Below are 22003 nucleotides of genomic sequence, written 5' to 3' on the forward strand. Positions count from 1 at the left end.
GCTCATATCGATGGTCAACTCCCAAATATTCGATGTAGCAGATGAAGTCGAAGTTCGCCCTCTTTGCTGGCGGGCGAGTATTGGGAAGTTTGCTCCAGGCAATTATCTTCCTGCTTTTTACTCGGGTATCTACGATTTCGGAGGTAGGCGCGGCGGGCATTGTCTTCGGTGCCTGCCTATTCCTGGGGACCTTCGCGGACCTTGGGATGATGAACTTTGTATCCCGCGCTCGGGCCGTGAATCGGGACGATCACGAAGTTGCTCAGGCGCTAGTGGTAAATCGGTACACCAGCATCGCTGCCGCAGCCGTATTCGCGTTCGGCGCCTGGGCGCTAGCGCCGACTGGCGTATCTTCCCTCGCCCTCGCGCTTCTGGCTATCTCGGTGGCCGTCGAGAAGAATGTCGAAACGGCGTTGGCCGTTCCGATCGCCGACGACATCGGTGTGATGCCCGCAACGTCAATCGTTCTGCGCCGCGCTTCCGCTCTCGTTGCGTTTCTCGCCTTGCAAGTAACTGGATTGGATGGACTAACTTCCTATGCAGTGAGCGCTTTGATTGGCAACCTTGTGGGCCAAATACAGATCCAAATATGGCTGAGCAAGCACGTTCGCGCGTCGAACGATATCCGCTTCTCGCACTTGGTGTCCGTCGCTCAGAAAGGGGCACCGTTCCTCCTCAGCAATGTGGCCGGACAAGCGCGAACACTTGACACGGTCTTTCTAGGCCTATTCTCAACTTCTTTTCAAGCTGGACTTTATGCAGCCGCGACACGACTAACGGCTCCCCTTATGCTCGTCCCGGGGACGCTCACGACTATCTTGATGCCACACGCGGCGAAAAGTTCTTCAGCGGCCGCGCGTACGACGGCGCGGAACATTATCTTGGCGTACCTTGCATGCCTTCTTCCGTTAGGAATAGTGGGCATATTCGCAGAACCCCTCATCGTGCTAGTCCTAACCGACCGATTCGCCGGGGCCGCTCTTCCCTTCACCGTAGCACTCCTCTCCGTCCCATTTGTCGCATTATCTCCGGCCCTCGGTGCAATTCTTCAAGGCCAAGGCCACGAAAGGCTCGTAGCGATCAATGGCGTTGTATCCGCTTGCGTTCTTCTAGTAGCGCTCGTTGCCGGATCAATAGGGCTTGGCGCCACTGGAGTAGCGCTAGCGGTCGGGGTTGTATATTTCTTGAAGTCGGTTTCGCTCTGGCAGAGCATTCGAACCCATCTCCATTAGATCCCCCTCAGCCGAACGGGAACCGGCAGTGGATTCAGCAATATGGACGCAGTACTCTCCGAGTTGGTGGATTGCACCTGCCTGAACCAATACGGTTGTAGACGTGGAGGCACAAGACACACCCCAAGTCGCTCGACGTGTCTTCCTGGCTGGGATCATGGCCGCTTCAGCCGGTTTGCTGTCCGCGTGTGCGATACGAGAGCCAAAGGCAAGCGGGATCCCTCTTGCGCCGTCGCCAGCCGCGAGCAGTCGCCTGCCGGCCCCTGCCCCTCGGCCAGCCCCTGCTTCCCGACCAGTCTCTGTTCCCCCGCCCATACTCAGCGAGACCGCTCCCCCTGCGGTTGTGTCAGCATCAGCCCTCTTGCCGTGGGCACCGCCTGATGTTGCATACACAATCAAACACATAAATTTGGCGATGACTAGTGTCGTCAACTCTGACATTCGAGAAGTGGTATTGGACCCAAATGTTGACTATCATCTCATCTTCGATGAAGTGATACATGAGCGTATTCGCTTTAGTGGTGGGCGGAATATCAAGATAATTGGCGCTGAATTTGACATCGACTTTGATCGACCTCACGTGGGTTATAGCCCGTCAGACAGCGACTATTACGCTCGGTCGAGTGGGCCTGAGTTTCAAGGCCAAACGGGCACTCTCTTCATCGAAGGACTCTGGGTACATGGAGCGTATGCCCTTGATGGCATCCGGCAGCCAGGAGGAGCTTCTACAGACTTGGTCCTTCAAAATTCGCGATGCGAATGTGATCGAATCATACAGGGACTCAATTCCTTAGACGGATTCTATCACTCAGATGGTTTTCAGTCGTGGGGCGGACTGCGAAGCATGAAAGTGTTCAATTGGACTGTCTGCAATCCATATCAGGGCGGCATGATTGGCGACGGAGCCATCACTGGCCAATGGGGGCCCACGCTCTGGAGCCGCGTGAACCTTCGGCCAGGGCTGACTGTTGGGCAAGCTTCCAAATTGTTTAACATCGTCGCCGATCCCTCTTTCCTACGCGGTCCCCTGTCATTCTTCGATGTCTATTACGAATTGGGCGAGGGCACGCGATGGAGTACCGCCTATCACCTTCCGACGACACCCCCGTACACGTTCGGTGCTTTCTATAGTGGTTTTCAGTTCAAAAGGGACTCCTCGGGTAGGTCCTATGCAGTTCCCCCCGAGGGCAAATATCCAGGACTCGCCGGGATCGATGATGGCGCCGGAGGTGAGGCGCGCATCTACCGAGGGGTGCCTCCTGGCGGAGATTACGTGGCACCGGGCGGGACGAGTTCAGGACTCGGCTACGTCTCGCCTGGGTACCAGTAGCGCCTCGCTTCGTCGCCCTTGTCGCTCCACCCGGCTCGGCACCGGGCTCAAGCGCGGCAGGCGCCCGAGAACTTGCGAGCAAAGGAGACCTGTTGCGAAGGGAGCAACGGGTCTGAGGTGGCCGTGCAGGCGTTCCTCAAGCAGCTCGCGTTCGGTCTCCTTGACCTGGGCAAGACTCCGAAGGAAGCGGCCGCGATCCTCGGCCGGATCTCCATCGCGCTAGCCGTCCTCCCCGCGATCACCAACGAGTACGACTTCGCGTTCGAACGTCAAGCAGACGCCAATACCCGCCGAGTGACTGTAGAGGTCGGCGCCCCGGCTGCGGTGAAGGGTGTCGGGTCCACCAAGGTCGTCGACCTCCTGCCTTGGAGTGATAGGTCGACCGTCGACGGCGCCAGCGAACTGGCGGGCGACTTCTCCGGTATCAGCGGGCGAGCCGACGCATATCGGTGCTTCGGCGAGCGCAGTATTCGACGCGTGCTTCATCGCCCTTGACTCTTCCGGTAGGTCTACAGAGGCACTCTGCGGGGACGGCACCCGCGAGTGGCAGCGCGTCAACGCGGATTCCGACTTCCACGATGGAGCGGACCGTGACGCAGCCGGCCCGGGTGGAGCTCAAACTGGCGGATGGGCGAGTGTGCTCGTTGGCGACGGGCGCAGCGCCGGCTCCGCCGGTCAGCTAATTCAGTTGGCTCGGCGGCTGCGCTCAGCCGGGCGAGTACACCGATGTGCTCTGGGCAAGTCCGGACGCGCCTTCGGAGGATCTCGCCTGGCTATACATGTTCGGCGGCCTCGGGGCAGGCGGACTGCTTCAGGTGGCGGAGGGGCCGGAGGGTGCGGAGCCAGAGCTGGTATGCGTAGAGGTGGTCGATCGCTGAGAGGGGGGCGGGCGTCGCTGTTCGGTTTCCAGGGGACGTTGGGCGGGTGATCATCGGGATGATGGCCGCAATCAACTCTGCGGGCACACGGAAGGCAATCAACGATTGCAATTCGTATGCCGCGCCGCCGATGTGTGAGGGGGCGTGGACTCGCGCATAGCGCCCGCTGGGCCACGCGGGTGGACTTGCCTGACTAGGGAGTGATCAGTTCAACCGTGGAGTAATCGGTCTGGCACGAGTAGGTGAAGGTGATCGGTCCGCTCATGCCGACGAGCGAGAAGATTAGGTCGCCTGCGCGGTGGGTGCCCTCGTTCACCGTCATCTCAGCGCCAAGGGGCCGGACGGTGAATCCGGATGAATCGTGGATGCACGATGAGTCCGCGGCGCGCAGGTCGCCGTTGCCCATTGCATCGACGCTGACCCGCAAGTCATTGCCCTCTACCGAAGCGCCAAGGATGTTCGCGTAGTACACGTCGCTGTACTGCGAGACTCCCGTGACGTCGACTACTCCCTGTGGGTAGACGGCCTGAATCTCCGCGGGAGCGACGGGCTCTGGATCGGGCTGAGACTGCTCCTGAGCCTGCTGCGCCTGTTGCGCGGAGTACGACGACGACGCAATCCCCAAGCCAGCGAAGGAGATCACCCAGACTGCCGTCGTGATCACGCTGAGCGCGAGTGTGACCCCGCCGAGAGTGATGCCTGTGAGGGCCATCCCGCGTCCGACGCGTACCTCCTTCGCCCGACGCACGCCGAAGAAGCCGAAGATCACCGCCAGAAGCGCTGGAACAAACGTGGAAAAGGCGAACGCGATGCCTATCAAGGGCACGACGATCCAGATGCCGAACACGATCGCGACGATCCCCAGCACCAGCGCGGCGACGGCCAATCCGTTCGACGGACGTCTGGCGTATGGATCGAAGACGACGGATGGCATCTGCGTGGGCGGTGCAGGAACAGTGGGCTGCGTCGTCATGAGCAGAAGCTAACGGTCGCGCGGACTAACACGCCAGTGGAGGTGCGGGTCGCCGTCAATTCGTTCATCCCTTACCCACGATGCGCTCGCACTAGGGCCGCACCGTCGGAGCGAAGTTCGCGGTGATGTCCGTCACTACTCCTCCCTCCACGACGATGCCGGTCAGGGTGCCCGTCCCAATCGGCGAGTCGAAGAACTCCGTCGGGATGTCGCTGACCTTGGCAAGAGGTTCGACGCGATCGCCGATCGGATCGCGAATGTCGGTTGGAACCGAAACCGATCTGGGCGGATTCTGCATGGGCAGCTGATAGACGACGCCGCTGTCGGCGTAGGCGTACGTGATGCACCAGTTGATGGTCTCGGCACTCGGCGTGAATCCGTGTTCGGCGCAGTAGGCATCCATGTCGGCACCGGTGAGAGAGTTCCACAGGTTGAACACGATCGCCTCGTCCGTTCCCGACCGGATGTAGCCCTGATAGAAGCCGTCTGCAATCGAGGTCAGCATCGGGGACATGAAAGGTGCGCCCGAGTTACCACCACCAGGCCCGTTCTTGGTCACGGTGATGGTCACGCCGAGCAGGTCCGTGTAGACCTGCGAAATCGCGCCCGCGACCGCGAGCCCCTCGAAGGTGCGCAAGGTGTCGGGAAAAACCGTGAACAGTGACGCGAGATCCTTTGCAGAGCCCTCGACGTTCTCTTGCAGAGTGCTCAGCGCGCATTCCTTGCCTTCACGGACCGCTGCGTCGAGAAGGTCCTCGCCATCGTTCGCACCAAGGGCGCTGACCGCCGAGAGCCCGCACGACAGGATGGCGGCCACAGCCTTCGCCCCTGCCGCGGTTCCTCCACCCGTCTGAATGATCTCCTGGACCTTCTGCACTGAAAGCGCCGGCGTGAGCTCGCCGGGAGCGATCTCGGTGAGCGCGGCACGCACGGTCGAGTTCGTGATCACCTGCACGCTCTGCTTGGCGACCGGCCAGACCGATAAGGCGACGAGACCTGCATCGAGGATGAGCCCGAGGACGTCCGGGGTGAGGTATACCGTCTCGTCGTCGCCATTCTCGATCCTGCTGGCCTCGTCCGCCGAGATGGAGAGCTGGGCACGGCCTCGTGAAGGCAGCACGGATTTGTCTTGTGTCGCGGAGATCAGCCGGGACAGCAGCGAGGCGGTGTCGAGCCCTAGGTCGTAGTCGTTGGGCCCGATGCCGTAGCCGTCCGGCGGATCGACGATGTAGCGAAGGAAGATGTCGTTGTCCATCCTCAGCTGATAGTCATCCCCCGCCGGGACCATGCACGCGTCGAAGTGCGAGTTGCTGACTGACACCGTCCATGAGTCGTCCTGCTTGGAGCAGTCCGCCTCCTCCGCCTTGAAGCCGAACGTCTTCGCGACCGAGCTCCATAGTGCGCGACCTCCCGTGCTCGCGATGTCAGCCACCGCGCCGGCTGCAGCCTTGACCGGATTCACCACGTACTTCTGAAACGGGGAGAAGTGCGGGGCCTCAGCCACCAACCGCCGGGTCGCCGCGTCATAGGTGGTCGGGATCGGGATCCACGTCTCGAGCTGCCCGTTGTAGACCGCCAGGAAGGCATCAGCCGTGGTCGTCTGGACGCCGTCGATGGTCGGAAGCTCATCCGCGTCGAGCGGAACGCTGACGGTTGCGCCATCCACCTCGCTCTGGCCTTCGAAGGTGATCTCGTAGGGCGACGACAGAGGGACCGCGTAATCGGAGGCGGTGGCGTCATCCGGCCCTTGATCGGAATTGCTCACGATCTCGAGCGTGGTGTCAACGGTGAGCGCCGCGGCGGGCACGGTGACTTGGACGTCGTCTCCGAACACGCCGCCCGCCGCCCCGACTGTCCACGTCTCACTGCGCTCGTGCGGTCGGACTGCGATGTAGACGATCGCGGTGATCACCAGAAGGACGACCACCGTTGCGGCGATCAGCACGATGGGGCGTCGGCGAGCGCGGTCGAGCAGGAATTGGGCGCTGGAGCGCTCAGTTGACGTCATCGTTCTGCCCTCGTTGGATGGGTCCTTCGGGGTGTCCGACGCTGGCGTTCCCCGCGTCCCGTCCTGGGAGCGTTGCCGCACTCTATCGAGGCTCGGGGTGCCCGGGGAACGACCTCCGCGACTGGACCTGATCGGAAGGCCGCAGCGAGGAGAAGGGTCAGACGGGATTGCCTTGAAAGACGTCGCTCTCCGTCCAGCTCGGTGGCTAGGTTGGTGACCCAAGGCGCCTTCGCTAAGGAACTGGAGCATCTCAAATTCCGAGACAATCCCTAGGTTGGATCCAGCGACGTTCGAGGGACGTGTGTGCTTGCCCCTAGGTCTGCACACCACGTCGGCTCGCTACTTGACGCCGTGTACCCGAAGCGCGGTCCAGTGACTTCTTTCATTTGCTAGCCGTTTAGGCAGTCGGGGGCTCAGTCGTGCGCGCACGAATCGGAATTGCGATCTTCAGTGCGCTCCTCATGGTGGTCGGGGTGTCGAGTCCCGCCTCGGCCCATCCATGGGTGATCCAGCCGGGGACCGTGCAGGTCACGATCACGGCGCCCGACGGCGTCGCCGCTAATGTCGCGATTCGCCGCGTCGACAAGAAGGTCAACCTCGCCGTAGCGGCTAAGCCGGCGGCAGGCAAGACGCAGACCGTGAAGGTCGCCGCAGCCGTGGGCGCCTACGCCGTGTCCGCGCCAGCCATGATCGTCGCCGGCGTGCTCTACGAGGTCAAGAACCCGCAGCAGAAGGTGGTGGTGCTGCCAAACCGCACGACCAAGCTCACGGTCAGCTATGTCGCGAGCGGCGGAGCGAGCGACCTGCACACGACCGGTCTGACCACCACATCAGTCACGCTGGCCTGGACGACGTCGAAGGAGAGCACCTACCTCCTTCGTCGCGCGATCGGGGATGTGCCCCCGAGCTCGCCGACCCAAGGCGTGGCCGTGCCGATCAAGGGCTCCACCGCCATTGACGCCGGCCTCACAGCCGGGAAGCACTACTCCTACGCGCTGTTCACCAAGTCGGAGAAGAAGTGGTCCAGCAGCGAGTGGCACGGCAACTCGTGGTCCGGCGGCCACTGGTCAGGTGGATACGGTTCGGGCAGCCAATGGTCGAGCAACCGGTGGTCGACGCCGTTGACGCTTACCGCCGGTACCGCCCCGCCCGCGGGCTCGACGGACGCCTCCTACGTCGCCGAGCCGACGACGCTCATCGCGACCGCGAAGCAGATCAACTCGGCGACCCCGACTGACAGCGGAGTGACCGTCGTTCTCGCCGACGGTGTGCCGACCCCGGTGCTGGGAGCCGCGGTCATCCTGCCGATTTCGACGATCCTTGCCGGCGGGTACCTGGGCGTCGTCGCTTCCATCTCGACAGACGGCCGCACCCTGCAGCTCACAACCGGTGGGCTGGCGGATGCCTTCAACTTCTATCAGCTGGCTTCGGGCCCGTTCAGCACCGACCCGTCGATACTCACGCCCCAGGAAGCGGACGCGATCGCCGCCGCGACGCCCACCCCGACGGTCGGATCGCCGGCCGCGCCGAACACCCTCCTCGCCCCGACGCCGACGGACAAGGTAGCGGCCGCCCGCCAGCAGGATACGGATGAGGCTACGGCGGCGCCGGCACCTCACTCACTCGCGGCAGCCGCGCCGGCCACCGTCAAATGCAACGACGGCGGAGTGGATCCGACCGCGGACTTCAAGGTGGCCGCGGGAGGCCACTTCAACACGACCGTGGACAAGCACTCGTTCCTCGGCGTGGAGGTGAACGTGGGAGCCACGGTTGACACCGGCCTGGCACTCAAATCCACCGGGGCACTCGACATCAAACTCGAAGGTAAATGCGGGCTCGAGATCGCGCCCCTCTACAAGCAGATATCGGTGTACCCGGTGCCGATCGGGGTGTTGGTGTCTCCCTACGCGGAGATATCAGTAACCGGAACGGTGGAGATCAAGAACGTCGGCATGACGGCCACTGCCGGCATCTCGATGAAGGGAACGCTCAGCCTTTCCAATGGCCCCAAGTTCTCCACCTCGAAGTCGTTCTCCGCCACGCCGACCCAACCAGGCGGTGTGGGCTTCGCGTTTCCCGAGATCGGCATGAAGCTCGGCTCGAGCGTGGTTCTCGGTCCCGGCATCGGCTCCAAGGTGGCCGGAATCATCGCGGGCATCAAGGGCACGCTCGATCCGTTCAGCGCCAGCTTCAAGCTCTCGGAGAGCCCCAGCAACCCTGGTCAGCTCTGTGGGGTGGTCAACGCCAACTTCGCGCTGGCGCTCGGACTGACGGCCACTGCATGGTTCCCGAAGTGGCCGACCGCGAGCATCGACATCTCGAGCGAGGACCTGAACGGTGAGTTCCCGTACCCGGGCTTCCCCATCACCTTCCCGAACGGATGTGACAAGCCGGTCACGCCTCCACCCGCCCCGACACCGCCTAACAGCCTCTTCGGCGACGGGGTGACGAAGGTCAACGATTCGACGACCGGGACATCAGACCAGGTGGGGTACGTCGAAGGGTTCGTGCCCGGCGCGAAGACCTGGGTCTTGAGCACCGGTAGCATCGCGAGGGCTGTAGGGTCACCCGGCCAGCTGGCGAGCACGAACCTCGGTCTCGCTGGCGACGCGCAGCTCACTGCGCTTGCCGGACGCCCCACCTTCGACGCGGTGGCGTATCAGGTCACTGTGGTGCCCAAGGGGACGACCCTGCACGTGCGGTACGTGTTCGCCAGCGAGGAGTACCCGGAGTACGTCGGCAGCGCCTACAACGACGCGATGGCGGTGTTCGTGAACGGGGTGAACTGCGCCTACGTGCCGGGGACGACCACCCCTGTGGCGGTGAACACCGTGAACGCGCAGACCAACAGCGCCTATTACATCGACAACGCAGCAGGAGTAGCGGGGTACAGCACCTCGATGGATGGGCTCACGAAGCCGCTCACCTGCGACGTGCCAGTCAAGGCGGGTGTTCCGGTGACGGTGCGGATCGCTGTGGCCGATGCGTCCGATTCCGTACTTGATAGCGCGGTGGCGCTGGTGGATGGCGGGATCTGGAGCAACTGAGGCGGGCGCGGCTGATGGCCGTCTCGGAGGCTTCGTGACGGCGCTGGCGCGCCTCCTCAGCCAACGAAGGCTGACGAGTGGGCTTCGTCTCGGCAGCTTCGTGCTCGGCTCAGTCGCCGAGGGTCTCCTATTCGAAGGGGACGGCCTCATCGTCGACGTAGGTGTTGAAGAAGGCGCCGTAGCCGACCGACGACGCTCCGCATGAGCCGTCGGTACTGGCTTCGACGGTGAGGGTCTGCGCACCCGTCACGTCGATCGAGGTGCTGATGTCGTAGAACGGGTCGCCTTCGGCTATCTGCTTGTCGACGACTACCCGGCCGTCGAGGAACATCCGCAGGTGCACGCTCAGCCCGGCGGGCGCGCTGTCTATGACGGCGAAGGACCACGGCATCTGCACCCAACGACCGCGCAGGTCGTAGTCCGTGCTCGCGACCGTGCCGTTGCAGCCCACCCACTGCTCGGTCGAGTCTTCCGCAGTGAGGGTCTGCTTTGAGGTGGAGCCATCGCCGTTCACTCCCGGCAGCCGGAACGTGGCGGTGATCAGGTTGCCCGATTGCTGGGCCGAAGTGTGCGGGAGCTCGTAGAGCTGAGCCATGTCCGTGGGGTAGTCGGCGTCCTCCCCCGGCGCCGTGACATATATGGAGTAGCCGCTCGGGTTCAGCGCGGTGTCGACGGCGCCGGCGAAACCGTTGGCCGCCGAACGCACGCCGGAAATGAACCACGACATGCCCTCGGCGAAGGCGACGCCCCAGAAGCCGAGTCCCGCCTTCTCGATGGCGTCGTCCAGACAGCCGAGGGTCGTTCCGATCGCGTCGTTGAGGAAGTTGGCCGCCTGGGTGGCCGTCTGCAGGTTGGTGGTCAGCATGCTCGAGTAGCCGGACAGGCAGCTCTCCCAGTTGACCAGCTGCGCGACGGCCTGCTTGGTCATCGAGCCCTTGCCGCCCGCCTTGAGCACCAGGCCGAGGGTGTCGACGGCGTACTGGGCCGCGGTGAGGAGGTAGGCGGAAGGACTCGGCTGGACGCGGACGCCCATGTCGCCCGTGCCCGTGATCGCGTAGTCGATGGTGTCGCCGGCGCCCAGCACGTTGACGGTGTTGCCCCGCTGCGATGGAGCGGGCTTGAGGATCGCGGAGATGATCCCGATGAGATCCGAGGCGCCCGTGGAGCCGGACATGCCGGGGGTGTTCTCCGCCCCCACCCCGTAGCCGCGGCCGTTCGTCAGGCGCAGCTGAGGGCTGCCGTCGTCGTCGAGTCCGAAACACCAGTACACGCGGTTGCCGTCGTCGGACGTCACCTCGTATCCGTCGGCACGGACCTCGTCCTCGCCGTCGCAGGTCGGCTGCTTGCCTGCGTCGCTGTAGATGCGATCCATCTGCGCGCGGGCCTTGTCCAGCAGGTCACCCCACCAGCTGGTGAACCAGGTGGAGAAGTGGGTGGTCTGCACCACCGCATAGCCGTCCTCGACCGTGACGTCGGATCCCTCGAAGGCCGTGCCGTCTTCGGTCGACGCGATCAGCGGCGGCGGCTCCCCCTCTTCGAAGTCGTGCCTGAAGCGGACGGTCGCAGTGCCCGTGAGTTCGGCGCCTCCGATGAGCTCGATGCTCCAGGCGTTGCCATCCGAATCGGCGAGAGGCTCGGCGTGCAGGGTGCCTGTTCCGGTGATCGCGTCGCCGGGGATGTCGACGAGGAGGGCGCCGTCGTCGACGGACAGCGACGCGTCGTTGCCCTGAGTCACCCGGACGGACCCTGGGGCGGTCGGCTGCTCGGATGCGCAGCCGCTGAGCAGGACTGCGAGCAGGGCGACGGTGGTCGCGCCGGCGATCAGTGCTGGGAGGCGATGACGCACGATGCTCTCCTCTTCGCCGACCGGATGGCCGCCCTGTGGCGATCATTCTGGCGGACGGGGTGCGTCGGAAGGGGGATCACCCGCAGGTGTTCCCTATCAACCCGCCGCCACCGGCTGCCGGGTGGTCAGCAGGGACGCCATCTGGCTCAAGGCGTCGGTGAGGGTGTCGTCACCTCCGATGTTGTACAGCTGCACGATGTAGAAGTAGTCGCCCGGCGCGAACACCATCGCTTCCGTTCTGCCTGCTCCGATGACCACGGTGCCGTCTCAGATCGCATCCTGATCGCTGGTCGTGTTCGCGACGGCTGCCGCGCGGGCGTTGGCGACGCCCTCTTCAGCATTGGGTGCGATCCACGAGGTGGTGTGATCCGTACCGAATCCGTAGTCGCTCGTCGGGTCGTACGCCCAGAAGTCGATGTCGACCCTGCCCGGCAGGTCGATGTCGGGCTCGGAGTACTCGCAGCTGGTGTCTCCGTCGCTCGCCGGGCCAGCGAAGGTGAGGCCCTTCGCCTGCCAGGCGGCGTTCACCTCGTCGAGGGTGAGCATGCATGCGCTCTCCCAGGTGAGCACATCCCCGCCGGCGGTCGGCGCCTCGCCGATGACACCCGGCTGTACATATGACGTGTGGCTCTGCCTGCCGCCTAACTTGTGCTGAACCGAGGTGTTGTGTCGCCTCGTCGCAACGTCATGAGCGTCGGCGATGCCGAGGTGGACTCGCTGGCACCAGCCCCTCAGTCGGCGCCCACACGCTCCGTTTCTTGAGCATGCCCACCTTGACGTCGGCGCGGCATCATCGCATCTCCCCTCGGCCCGCCGATATTGGGTCCGGCGGATAGACCTCCCTGAGCCACTGATCGGTGGCGTTGTGTCTCCGCCGTCCGCTCGGACCGAAGGAGACCCGTGTCTGCACCCGCCGCCTGGTATGACAACCCAGACAACGAAGCGCAGTTGCGCTATTGGGACGGATCGGCCTGGACCGCGCACTTCGCGGAAAAGCTGCCAGCACCTGTCGCGGCGTCGACATTCAGGGACGTCGAGGTCGAGCCAGCTTCGGTCGCTGCGCCCGCACCTGCGATGCAAGCGACCGCGCCAGCCGCGCGGCGCACCTCGCGATTCAGCCGCCGGCAGCTGATCATCGGCGGGGCGCTGGCGTTCCTGGTGCTGATCATCAGCTTCTCCGGCGGATTTGGCGCGCTCCTCGTCCTCGCGGGCCTCGTCGCGCTGGGTGTCGGAGCGTTCGTCCTCGTCACCGGCCGACGGTCGTTGCTGCGCCTCGCGTCACGCAAGGTCGGAGCGGGGGTGCTGGCCGGCGGCCTCATCGTCGCGATGATCGGCGGCGGTGTGAATGCGGCCACGAACCCCGCCGCGGGGCGCTCTTCTGTCGAAGCCGCGCCGGCTACGACGGGCAATGCAGAGCCGACGATGGCGCCGACTCCCACAGCGAGCGCGAAGCCCACGCCGGCCCCGACCCCCACGGCCCCTGTATCGACTGTCGAACTCGACCCAGCGGTCGCCGAGGCACCACTAGGCAACGCGTCCGTCGCCACCGCGAGCTTCTCGAGCTCCGTTCCGGCGATCGATCTGCTCGGGACCATCGCCATCAAGGGGCGTGCGCCGAAGACCGGCTACGCCCGGACCGCTCAGTTCGGTACGGCATGGCTCGATGTGGATCGCAATGGGTGCGACACCCGCAACGACATCCTCGCCCGCGATCTCGCCGATGAGGTGCTCGAGGGTCCCTGCAAGGTGATGAGCGGAACTCTGCTCGACCCGTACACCGCGAAGACGATCAGCTTCCTGCGCGGCAACACCACCAGCACCCTCGTGCAGATCGACCACGTCGTGCCGCTGATGGACGCCTGGCAGAAGGGCGCGCAGCAGCTTACCTACGAGCAGCGCGTCACCTTCGCGAATGACCCCCTCAACCTGCTGGCCGTCGATGGTCCGTCCAATTCATCGAAGGGCGCCGGCGACGCTGCCACGTGGCTGCCGAAGAACACGAGCTTCCGGTGCGCCTACGTGGCGCGGCAGGTGGCCGTCAAGGCCACCTACGGACTTTGGATGACCCAAGCGGAGCACGATGCCATTGCGAAGATCCTCGGCAGCTGCCCCGGCGAGATGGCTCTGACCTCGCAGTTCACGCCCATGCCAGCTCCCGCTCCTGTCGTCGTGGAAGAGCAGCCCATCGCGCCCGCACCTGCTCCAGCCCAGCCAGTCATCGAGGACGCCCCGGAGCAGCCTGCGCCAGCACCAGCACCTGTGGCCGTGGCCGTGGCCGTGGCCTATGCCAACTGCGACGCCGTACGCGCCGCCGGCGCTGCCCCCATCCACTCCAACGAACCGGGCTACTCCCGGAAGCTCGACCGTGATGGAGATGGCATCGCCTGCGAGTGAGCTCCTTCTCCCGACGCGGTTTCTGGCGGAGCGGCTCACCAGCGGCGAGGTCCCCCGGTATCGGATCTCAAACCAAGATGATCGAGCTCTCCGAGGTCATGCGTCTCCGTCGCACGAGAAGAGTGGCGACAACGATTGGGACGGTCAGCCACTGGGTGGCCAGAACTGTTGCAACGTCGCCGCCGAGCAGGCTCGCAGTTCCGAGGGTGGCCAGCAAAGCGGCGGCGAGCTGCGCACTCGCAAGAGTGAGCAGTGCGCGTCCGTGGGTGTGCGGGTCTGACGACACCTTCGGCGCAGCCACGAACACAGTGACGACCAGGCCGATCGCAACCGTGGCAAGACCGAGTGGCTTGCTCAGGAAGAAGGGGAGCGCTTCACCGGCATGCACGGCAATGATCGGCACCACGATCATGCGGAGAATGACCGATGAGGGGACAACGCGCCGACGAGTCATCAGGTTCACCAGCGCGAGCGCACCGCCGATTCCGACGAGCAGAACGACCACCTGCTGTGCGGTAGCCCAGAACGGGACGAGGGCAGGATCGTCGCCGACGCCGACCGCGATGACGGTAAGGATCGGCACCAGGTAGAAGGCTGAGATCAGCGCGATCGGACGATCCACGGTGCGCCGGAATCGCGGAAGCATGACGATCGCAGCAAGGGCCAGCACGACGATGAGCGACACCCACGCGTCGACGTCGACGAAGCCGTCCCAGACGAACGGCTGCGCCGTAATCAGGAGCGAGATGACTCCGGTCACGCCGACGGCGCTCCAGACCAGCAGACTCCAGGAGCCGGCCAAGCGGATTCCCGTCATCGAGACTCTGGTGTCCTCGGCCGCGAGCGGTCCAGGGGCCGGTCGTAAGGCGAGCACGGCGATCGCCGCGGCGACGAGTGCGGCGTGCAGCCACGACCAGTTGCGGCGGATGACCCACGTCATGGCCTCGGTCTCGTTGAAGAAGCCGTTGGCGAAGGTGATGCGTGCGGCGATGATTCCTGCCGCGATGAGGAACACGATCGCAACGACCCAGGGCGAGTGGTCGGTGCGCGCTATCCAAGGCAGCCGTGTCTGCCGGCTGCGGGTCACGCTCACCAGGGCGTAGAACCCGATGAAAGCGGCGGCTCCTGTGGCGAGGGGCATCAGCTCGATCCAGATCCAGCCGGCGAAGCCGATGAACGGGGCCCGCAGCTCGAACCATGCCGCGATGACCCACGGCACCGCCGATAAGAAGGCACCGAGCGCGACGCGCGCAGCTCCGACTCGCGTGCCTACTGCTCTGTCGCGTCCAGCTCGTGTTCCGTGCTCACGCGTCGCGGGTTCTCGTGGTGCGAGCCCCAAGGCGATAGCACCCGCGGCTGAGACAGCGGCAATGGACAGGGCCACCCACTCCCGGTCGGCGGCGAGGGCGAGCATTGGCAGCGTGGCCGGGAAGCCGATGCGCACTATCGCGGTTCCTACCGGCCGTGATCTGCGCGGAGCGTCCAGCAATACAGCGGTCCAGGATGCGGCGAGCGCAGCTGCACAGATGAGGAGGCCGGACATGAACCAGGCTGGCGTAGGGAATCCGATGGGGCTCTTCATCACCGCGTCCGCGAATCCGGGAAGGAGCAGCAGCCAGGCGAGCGCGCCTGAGAACGCCCAGCAGAGCACGATCAGCACGGCAAGCGGCGGGGGAACGCGTCGAAGAGCATGCCGTCGAAATCGGATCACGAGCCAGCCGATGCCGGCGTCGAAGCGGGAGGTCGAAGGCGGCCCGGAGGGTCGGCGGGTGGCGAGCGTCATCGCGACGCGCAGCCGTCGGCCTCGATGAGCCGGCTGTCCGCCGTCGCCTTGGCCACAGCAGCGGTGGCATCCATGCCGGCGTTAAGCGAGCCGACGACTTCTAGCAGGTCGGAGACGAGATTCGTCTCGTGCTGCACCGTCTCCTGGCAGCGAGCCAGCTGACTCTGCGCGACGGCGATGTACGGGCGCAAACTCGACTCGGTCGCCAGGGAGCCGAGGACCCCGCCGATTGCAATTCCCGCGACCAGTCCGACCAGCAGTCCAACGGCAGCGCCCCGCCGGAGTCCGCGTCGAGCGGTCGCCGCACCCGGCGGCGAGGGCTCTGCGGGCAGGTCAGCGTCCATGAGTCTCCCGTCGGGTCAGTGGCCAGACGCTAGCACCCTGACCGCGCCGGAGGTGGTCTGCTCTCCTGCGGCGGGTACGCAGGAGGCTCGCGCTGCCCCCAATAGCAACCGGCTGGCCGTCCTCGGCTGGTACGGCGCGATGGAGCTGCTGGCTGAGAAAGGCCTCCGCCGACTACAGCTACACCGTGGCGCGGATCACGCGCGGCATCAGGGTCGGCGACAACGCGTTCGTAAGCTGAGCGGACCGCAAGGTCGGCGTCTATGAGCGCACCAACGGCACGCGAAACGTGGCCCGGCAGCCCTGCTCTAGAGGTCGCCCTCAACGATCATCCGGATGAGGCTGGTGCCCACGTCCACCTTGGTCACGACCCCGTCGGTGAAATAGATGACGCTCAGCAGATCGATGTCGTCCGAGGCACTGGTCACCGGCGAACGCGGGAGATCGCGGAGGGACGCGACGGACACGACGCCATCGGGCGTCCGATAGCCGAACTGAGCCGTCGGACTGATGGGGATCGTGTAGAGGACTGGACCGTCCTCATCCGAGTCCACACGGTAGGTGTGGTTGCCATTCCCATCGACGTCACCCGCCACCTTGAAGATGTCGACTGTCAGACTCGTCGCGCTCAGGCGACGAATGAAGCCCTGGTAGGCACTCGTGCCGGTCGCCGGCGTGACGCCTTGCGTGGAGGCCGCGGGTGGCGGTGGTGACTCTTGAGTGGTGCCTGGAGAAGCCGTTGATCCCAACGGTGGGGTGGTCGGAGTGGCGGTCGTGCTCACCCTAATGCTCACATCGAGCAGATCGCGGTCAAACTCGGAGACCGCTGTGGATGTGACGAGCCCCTGCCAGGCACGGATACCGTCCGGGAACACAGTGAACAGCGAGAGCAGGTCTTTCGCCGATCCCTCGACGTTGTCCCTCAGCACGCCCAAGGCGCACTCCTTGCCTTCGCGCACGGCTGCGTCGAGCACGTCCTCGCCGCTCTGCGGGCTGAGGGCGTCAAGGGCGGCAGCGCCACACGAGAGGACGCTCGCTATCGCCTGCGCCCCCGCTAATGTTCCGCCGTTCCTCACGACGTCCTTGGTGATGGTCTCGCTGATCCGTTCGACATAGAGCGCCGGGGTGGTGATGCCGCCGATCTCTGAGACGGCCGCTCGCACCGTCGTCTTGGAGATCACCTGAACGCTCTTCTTCGCGACTGGCCACACCGATAGGGCCACCAGGCCAGCGTCCATGATGAGGCCGAACATGTCCGGAGTGAGATGAACGGTGTCCTCGCCGAAGTTGGCGATCCTCTCAGCCTCGGTGGAGGGGAGGGAAACCTGGCCCTGTCCACGTGATGGCAGAACGGTGTTGTGATTGTGGATCTGCCAGAGGCGAGCGATGGCAGAACCGGCATCGAGGCCCGTATCGGAATCGTTCGCGCCGATCCCGTAGGTCTCCGGCGGATCGACGATGTACCGAAGGAAGAGCTCGTTGCTCATCCGCAGCTCGTAGTCTCCGTCGTCCCTCTTCACCATGCATGCGGGAAAGAACGACGAACTCGACGCGACGGTCCAATCAGGATCGGGCTTGGAGCAGTCGGCTTCATCGACGGTGACGCCGAACGTCTTGGCGAGGGAGCTGAAAAGGGCTCGGCCGCCGGGGATGGCATCGACGCTGGCATTGGCCAGATCTGCCGCGCCGCTGGCTGCGGTCTTGATCGGATTGATCACGTATTTGCGGAACCAGGAGAAGTGCGGAGCCTCGGCCACCAGACGGCCACCCTCGTGACTGGTGGGTATGGGGATCCAGGTGTCCAGCTGATCGTTGTACACGGCGAGAAACGCCCCCTCTGTGGTGGTCTGCCGCCCGTCGACGACGGGGAGCTCCGACGGGTCGAGTGGAACGCTGACGGTCGCGCCCTCGATCTCTGTGACCGCGGTAAAGGTGATCTCGTAGGAAGTACCGAGGGGCTCCGCGTAGGCCGCGGCTGTTGCATCACTCGGGCCGCCGTCGGAACCGCTGAGGATCTCGAGCTTCGTCGCCGACGTGAGTGCGCCGGAGGGCACGGTCACGATGGCATCCGAGCCGAACGCTCCTCCGGACGTCGGGACGGTGAAGCTCTCCGTTCTCGAGTGCGGTTGAACGGCGAAGAACACGATGGCCGAAACCACGAGGGCGAGGACGACCACCCCGGCGGCGATCACAAAAGGTCTGCGACGGGAGTCGAGGAGGACCCCGAATCGGCCGGCCGACCTCTGTGTGTTCGCCGGCGATGTCGTGCTCTCGCTGGTGTCCTTCGACATGGATCCCCACCTCGCGTTTGAATCAGCCATCCGCGGCTCGCGTCGGAGATCCGCCCTGATCACCCCGCCTCCGGAGGGGGCGTCGCCGAACTCTATCGAGGCGCGGCGCCGCATCGCACATGCCTTCTGCGGGGACGGCTGCTGGCCAGTTCATGAGTGGGCCATCTGGGAGCGACGAACTCAATAGAGTGCGCTCATGGGGATCGGTGGAAGACGATGACGCGACGCCGAATCGCGCGTGTCACGGCGGGAATAGCCGTCCTGGCGACCGTCCTTTCAGTGATCGGCTGCGCGCCTTCGTCGTCGGCCGGCCCGAGCGCTCTTCGAGCCACGGCGAACAGTCTCACCCAACCGACTATCGCCGCCCCCGAAGTCTCCGAGCAGGCGATCGAGGAATTGAAGATCCTTGCCGACACCGACTCACTCGTGGGAACCCCAGTCGAGATCACCTATCCCGACGCCATCCCATCCGATGGGCTGCGTCTCACCCGCAGCTATGCGGAAGCACTGCCCGACGAGGTGGCGGCCTCGTTCATGTACTTCGACGAGAACACCGAATCATGGACGGCGGTCCCCTCCGCACTCAGTGCAGACCGGCGCATGTTGACCGCCACTGTCCACCACCTCTCGCTGTGGGACGACATCGTCAGCGGCACCAAGGCCGGCGTCGGCTCCGTCGCCGACGCGGCGACGCGGGCTGGGCAATCGGTGGTGGCTGCCGGCACTGCACTCGCAGGGGCGGCGAGCTCGGTCGTGCCCATCTTCCAGTCCGAGTTCGAGAAGGGTGCCACCACCCTGCACTACGGGGTCGGCTCGCTGCTGACCGCCCGTGTCGATGCGCCGTCGTGCGCAGGACTGGAGCCCGACTGGGTCGACAACATCGCCGTGCCGGGCCAGGGCTCGGACGATTCCGTGCTGTTCTGCGCCGGGGCAGACCCCAGTGACGACGACCAGCTTCTGGTAAAGGCCCGCGTCAACCGCGGCTTCGGATTCACCGCCAAGTCCTACCTCGACACCGTCGCAGCGGACAATGACACCTACGACGACCTCATCGGTCAGGCGCTCACGGCGATCGGTGCCACTGATAGTTCGATCGGTCAGTCGATCGCCGACCTGACAGCCGACGGCGATCTGGTGGGCCCCGGAGCCGAGGTCGACTACACGTTCGAACGCGCTGCGTTCGGCAGCGGCTATGAAGGCTACGTCGTGGAGTTGACTCCGCCCACCGTCCTGCAGTTCGTGGCATCCACCCTCGCCTCGACTGCGACCAGGTACGGAGTCAGTCAGGCGGAGGGCACTCTCGGCGCGGTGCTCGCCGTTGCGTCATGTGCGTCGTCGATCTACGACATGGACGACGCCGGAGACATCGCTCGGGCGGTGCTGGAGTGCATCAGCGCCAACGATGAGGCGTTCGCCAAGCAGCTCGCGGTCGGACTTCTCGAGCTCGGCAAGACTCCGAAGGAGGCGGGCGCGCTCGCCGGCAAGATCCTCGGCCGGATCTCGATCGTGCTCGCCATCCTCCCCGCGGTCATCAACGAGTACGACTTCGCGTTCGAGCAGAGCGCGGCAGACGACACTCGCCGCGTGACCATCGAAGTCGGCACGCCGCCGGTGGTGAAGGGTGTCGGCTCCACCAAGGTCGTCGATCTGATGCCGTGGAGCGATGAATCGATCATCGAGGGTGCCATCTCCATGAGCGGCAACTTCTCCTGCGACACCTCGGCCATCAGTGGGAGAGCCGACGCGTACCGGTGCTTCGGCGAGGATGCCGTGCTCGACCCGTGCTTCATCGACCCCGACTCCCCCAACTCCCCCAACGAAGCGCTGTGCGGAGACGGCACCACCGACTGGGAGCGAGTGAGCGGAGACTTCGTCGCTCACGACGGAGTGGATGTTTCCGACGCCGACCCGCTGGGCGTCGAGCTCGAAGACGGCCGGGTCTGCTCGCGCTCGACCGGTGCAGGGCCGACACCGCCAACGGGGTACTCCAGCTGGCTCGGCGGCTGTGCCGAGCCGGGCGGCGAATACACCGATGTGCTGTGGGGATCACCCGACTCGGAGTCGGAGGACGTCGCGTGGCCGTTCATGTTCATCGCGCTCGGGTCGGGCGGGCTGCTTCAGGTCGCGGTAGGGCCGGAAGGCCGCAATCCGGAGCTGGTGGGCGTGACGGTGGTCTATCGCTAGAGCGGATTCGTCGCTTAGATCTTCTGGATCTGTGAGGCAACCGGTTATTCCTATCTCCGGCGGTCCGCTGATTGGGGCGCCTCCCGCGGTCAGGTCGATGCGCGAGGCGTGCGATGCTTGGCCGCCCGCCTAATACGGTGGTGCCGTGGCCACTCGAACTGCGGCGTATGCCTACGCGATCCTCGCGTTCTTCACGCTGTTCGCCGGTGAAGCGATCCGCAACACCTTCAGCTGGTACGGGTACGCCGGGTGGATTGCGGTCATGTTCGTAGGCTGCGTGGTGGTGTTCGCGCAGGGGGTGCGAGCGGGGCGGCAGGTCGAGGGTGACCAATCGAGGGCCTCGATACGCCCGCTTCGCGGGCTACTCGACCAACGAAAAGGCGCGGCATTCGGGAGGCTGTGGCCGGCGGCCGTCGTGCTGCTCGGCGCGTACATCGTGTGGGCGATCGTGTCGCTGGCGTGGTCGGCGTATCCGCTCGGAACGCTGACGGGCATCGCCGCGCTGCTGGTGGTGACGTTCGTTGCGGTGACTCTCGTGCGCAGCTTGGGCTGGATCGAGATCGCGCGGGCTCTGGCCGTTGCGCTCACGGTGATCCTGGCGTTGTCGCTGCTGTTCGAGATCATCGTCGCCGCAGTCGCCCGCCGGCCGATCCTGCCCGTGTTCCCCATCGACGTCGTGCCCGGGCAGAAGATCCCCGACGCCTTCTATTGGAGCCGGGCGCTCTTGTTCGAGGGTGGCCGTATTCAAGGCATCGTCGGCAACGCCAACCTCCTGGGCTTCATCGCGCTGCTAGCGCTGATCCTCTGCGGATGCCTGCTCGCCGCTGGCGCACTCCCCCGCTGGCTCGCTATCTCCGGCCTTGCCCTTGCGACGCTCGAGCTCGTGCTGACTCGATCATCGACCGTCATCGCGGCAACCGTGACGACGGTCCTGGTGCTCGCCCTCGGCGTACTGCTTCGACGAGGAGCACGAGCGTCTCGCGCGGTCCGACGTCGTGTGGGGAGTGGGGTCATCGCCCTGCTCCTGGTCGGTGTCGTCGTCGCGCTCATCCAGTACCGCTCGCTGCTGGCAATCATGGGCAAGAGCGACGACCTCACTGGGCGCTTCGACATCTGGTCGACCGTCGGCACCCTATTCCTGCAACGCCCTGTCGTCGGCTGGGGGTGGATCGGCTATTGGCTGCCGTGGATCGCGCCCTTCGATCACCTCGCAGAACGCCGTGGGGTCGTATACCTGCAGGCGCACAACGCCTTCCTCGACGTGGCGTTCCAGCTGGGGGTGGTCGGGCTGATCCTGTTCATCGGGCTCATCATCGCCATCGCTACCCGGATCGGCCGCGGGGAATTGGGATCCGCTGACGCGTCGGCCTCGACAGTGGGCGTGCTGCTGCCCGCTCTGCTGCTCACCGCGCTGCTCACTCAGGCGCTAGCCGAATCGCGGCTGCTGTACGAGGGGAACTGGGCACTGCTCGGAGTACTGGTCCTCGCATCGGCTGCCCCTTTGGCACAGTCACGGGCGAGGCCGGATGACGCCGCCGTGCGGCTCGACGAATCGCGCTGACCCGCAGGAGAGTGGGCTTATAAGATAAGGGCCGTCGGGCGAGATACCCGGTATCGCCCGGCGGCCTCGTCGCGCGGCTTACCCGGACGCGCGGCGTACCCCGATTGTCCCCCCGATGGGGGACGCGGACAATG

General features: G+C 65.0%; 14 protein-coding genes. 6 read left to right on the forward strand and 8 right to left on the reverse strand.

The features are described from left to right. The first annotated feature begins 41 nt into the window (after positions 1 to 41). Together E6C64_RS08200 and E6C64_RS08205 are read left to right on the forward strand one after the other, a co-directional pair. Positions 42 to 1232, forward strand: a complete 1191-nt coding sequence (locus tag E6C64_RS08200; protein WP_136427132.1) for a lipopolysaccharide biosynthesis protein — start codon at positions 42 to 44, stop codon at positions 1230 to 1232. 1447 nt (positions 1233 to 2679) lie between these two features. Then, positions 2680 to 3057: a hypothetical protein gene (locus E6C64_RS08205; protein ID WP_136427133.1), complete on the forward strand. Its 378-nt coding sequence runs from the start codon at positions 2680 to 2682 to the stop codon at positions 3055 to 3057. 576 nt (positions 3058 to 3633) lie between these two features. Here the strand turns inward: E6C64_RS08205 and E6C64_RS08210 are convergent. Next, a complete protein-coding gene (locus E6C64_RS08210) occupies positions 3634 to 4413 on the reverse strand; it encodes a DUF4190 domain-containing protein (protein WP_136427134.1) in 780 nt (259 codons plus the stop codon). A 91-nt stretch (positions 4414 to 4504) separates the two neighbouring features. After that, positions 4505 to 6421: a hypothetical protein gene (locus E6C64_RS08215; RefSeq protein WP_136427135.1), complete on the reverse strand. Its 1917-nt coding sequence runs from the start codon at positions 6419 to 6421 to the stop codon at positions 4505 to 4507. 419 nt (positions 6422 to 6840) lie between these two features. Between E6C64_RS08215 and E6C64_RS08220 the strand changes: the two genes are divergently transcribed. Further along, positions 6841 to 9468 carry a choice-of-anchor L domain-containing protein gene (locus E6C64_RS08220; protein WP_136427136.1) on the forward strand — a complete coding sequence of 876 codons (2628 nt, stop codon included), beginning with the start codon at positions 6841 to 6843 and terminating at the stop codon, positions 9466 to 9468. 127 nt (positions 9469 to 9595) lie between these two features. On the opposite strand, the gene E6C64_RS08225 is transcribed toward E6C64_RS08220, so the two are convergent. From E6C64_RS08225 to E6C64_RS08230, 3 genes are all read right to left on the reverse strand, one after another. After that, positions 9596 to 11314, reverse strand: a complete 1719-nt coding sequence (locus E6C64_RS08225) for a hypothetical protein (RefSeq protein WP_136427137.1) — start codon at positions 11312 to 11314, stop codon at positions 9596 to 9598. Between the two features lie 96 nt (positions 11315 to 11410). After that, positions 11411 to 11572, reverse strand: coding sequence for a hypothetical protein (locus E6C64_RS18995; protein ID WP_158437805.1), 162 nt, complete (start codon positions 11570 to 11572; stop codon positions 11411 to 11413). Positions 11573 to 11581: 9 nt separating this feature from the next. Then, a complete protein-coding gene (locus tag E6C64_RS08230; protein ID WP_136427138.1) occupies positions 11582 to 11860 on the reverse strand; it encodes a hypothetical protein in 279 nt (92 codons plus the stop codon). Between the two features lie 354 nt (positions 11861 to 12214). On the opposite strand from E6C64_RS08230, the gene E6C64_RS08235 reads away from it, so the two are divergent. Then, a complete protein-coding gene (locus tag E6C64_RS08235; RefSeq protein ID WP_136427139.1) occupies positions 12215 to 13708 on the forward strand; it encodes a GmrSD restriction endonuclease domain-containing protein in 1494 nt (497 codons plus the stop codon). Positions 13709 to 13775: 67 nt separating this feature from the next. Here the strand turns inward: E6C64_RS08235 and E6C64_RS08240 are convergent, their stop codons facing one another. The 3 genes from E6C64_RS08240 to E6C64_RS08250 all read right to left on the reverse strand — a co-directional run bounded on the left by E6C64_RS08240 (position 13776) and on the right by E6C64_RS08250 (position 18124). Beyond that, on the reverse strand, positions 13776 to 15491 hold the full coding sequence (locus E6C64_RS08240) for a hypothetical protein (protein ID WP_136427140.1): 1716 nt from the start codon (positions 15489 to 15491) through the stop codon (positions 13776 to 13778). Then, a complete protein-coding gene (locus E6C64_RS08245; RefSeq protein ID WP_136427141.1) occupies positions 15488 to 15835 on the reverse strand; it encodes a hypothetical protein in 348 nt (115 codons plus the stop codon). Before E6C64_RS08245 ends, E6C64_RS08240 begins: the two co-directional genes overlap by 4 nt. A 306-nt stretch (positions 15836 to 16141) precedes the next feature. After that, the gene (locus E6C64_RS08250) at positions 16142 to 18124 is read right to left on the reverse strand and encodes a hypothetical protein (RefSeq protein ID WP_136427142.1); all 1983 of its coding nucleotides are present in this window, start codon (positions 18122 to 18124) and stop codon (positions 16142 to 16144) included. 216 nt (positions 18125 to 18340) lie between these two features. Here E6C64_RS08250 and E6C64_RS08255 point away from each other — a divergent pair, with 216 nt between their 5' ends. Together E6C64_RS08255 and E6C64_RS08260 are read left to right on the forward strand one after the other, a co-directional pair. After that, positions 18341 to 20308 carry a hypothetical protein gene (locus tag E6C64_RS08255; protein WP_136427143.1) on the forward strand — a complete coding sequence of 656 codons (1968 nt, stop codon included), beginning with the start codon at positions 18341 to 18343 and terminating at the stop codon, positions 20306 to 20308. 145 nt (positions 20309 to 20453) lie between these two features. Beyond that, positions 20454 to 21869 (forward strand): O-antigen ligase family protein, encoded by a 1416-nt coding sequence (locus E6C64_RS08260; protein WP_136427144.1) that lies wholly within the window; start codon positions 20454 to 20456, stop codon positions 21867 to 21869. The last annotated feature ends 134 nt before the right edge of the window (positions 21870 to 22003 follow it).

This window comes from Naasia lichenicola, assembly GCF_004801885.1.
GTDB lineage: Bacteria > Actinomycetota > Actinomycetes > Actinomycetales > Microbacteriaceae > Naasia > Naasia lichenicola.

Coding starts and splice junctions, on each gene's coding strand:
- E6C64_RS08200 (WP_136427132.1), top strand. CDS start 42: ATGAAGTCGAAGTTCGCCCTCTTTGCTGGCGGGCGAGTATTGGGAAGT.
- E6C64_RS08210 (WP_136427134.1), bottom strand. CDS start 4,413: ATGACGACGCAGCCCACTGTTCCTGCACCGCCCACGCAGATGCCATCC.
- E6C64_RS08215 (WP_136427135.1), bottom strand. CDS start 6,421: ATGACGTCAACTGAGCGCTCCAGCGCCCAATTCCTGCTCGACCGCGCT.
- E6C64_RS08230 (WP_136427138.1), bottom strand. CDS start 11,860: ATGCTCACCCTCGACGAGGTGAACGCCGCCTGGCAGGCGAAGGGCCTC.
- E6C64_RS08240 (WP_136427140.1), bottom strand. CDS start 15,491: ATGACGCTCGCCACCCGCCGACCCTCCGGGCCGCCTTCGACCTCCCGC.
- E6C64_RS08245 (WP_136427141.1), bottom strand. CDS start 15,835: ATGGACGCTGACCTGCCCGCAGAGCCCTCGCCGCCGGGTGCGGCGACC.
- E6C64_RS08250 (WP_136427142.1), bottom strand. CDS start 18,124: ATGTCGAAGGACACCAGCGAGAGCACGACATCGCCGGCGAACACACAG.
- E6C64_RS08255 (WP_136427143.1), top strand. CDS start 18,341: ATGACGCGACGCCGAATCGCGCGTGTCACGGCGGGAATAGCCGTCCTG.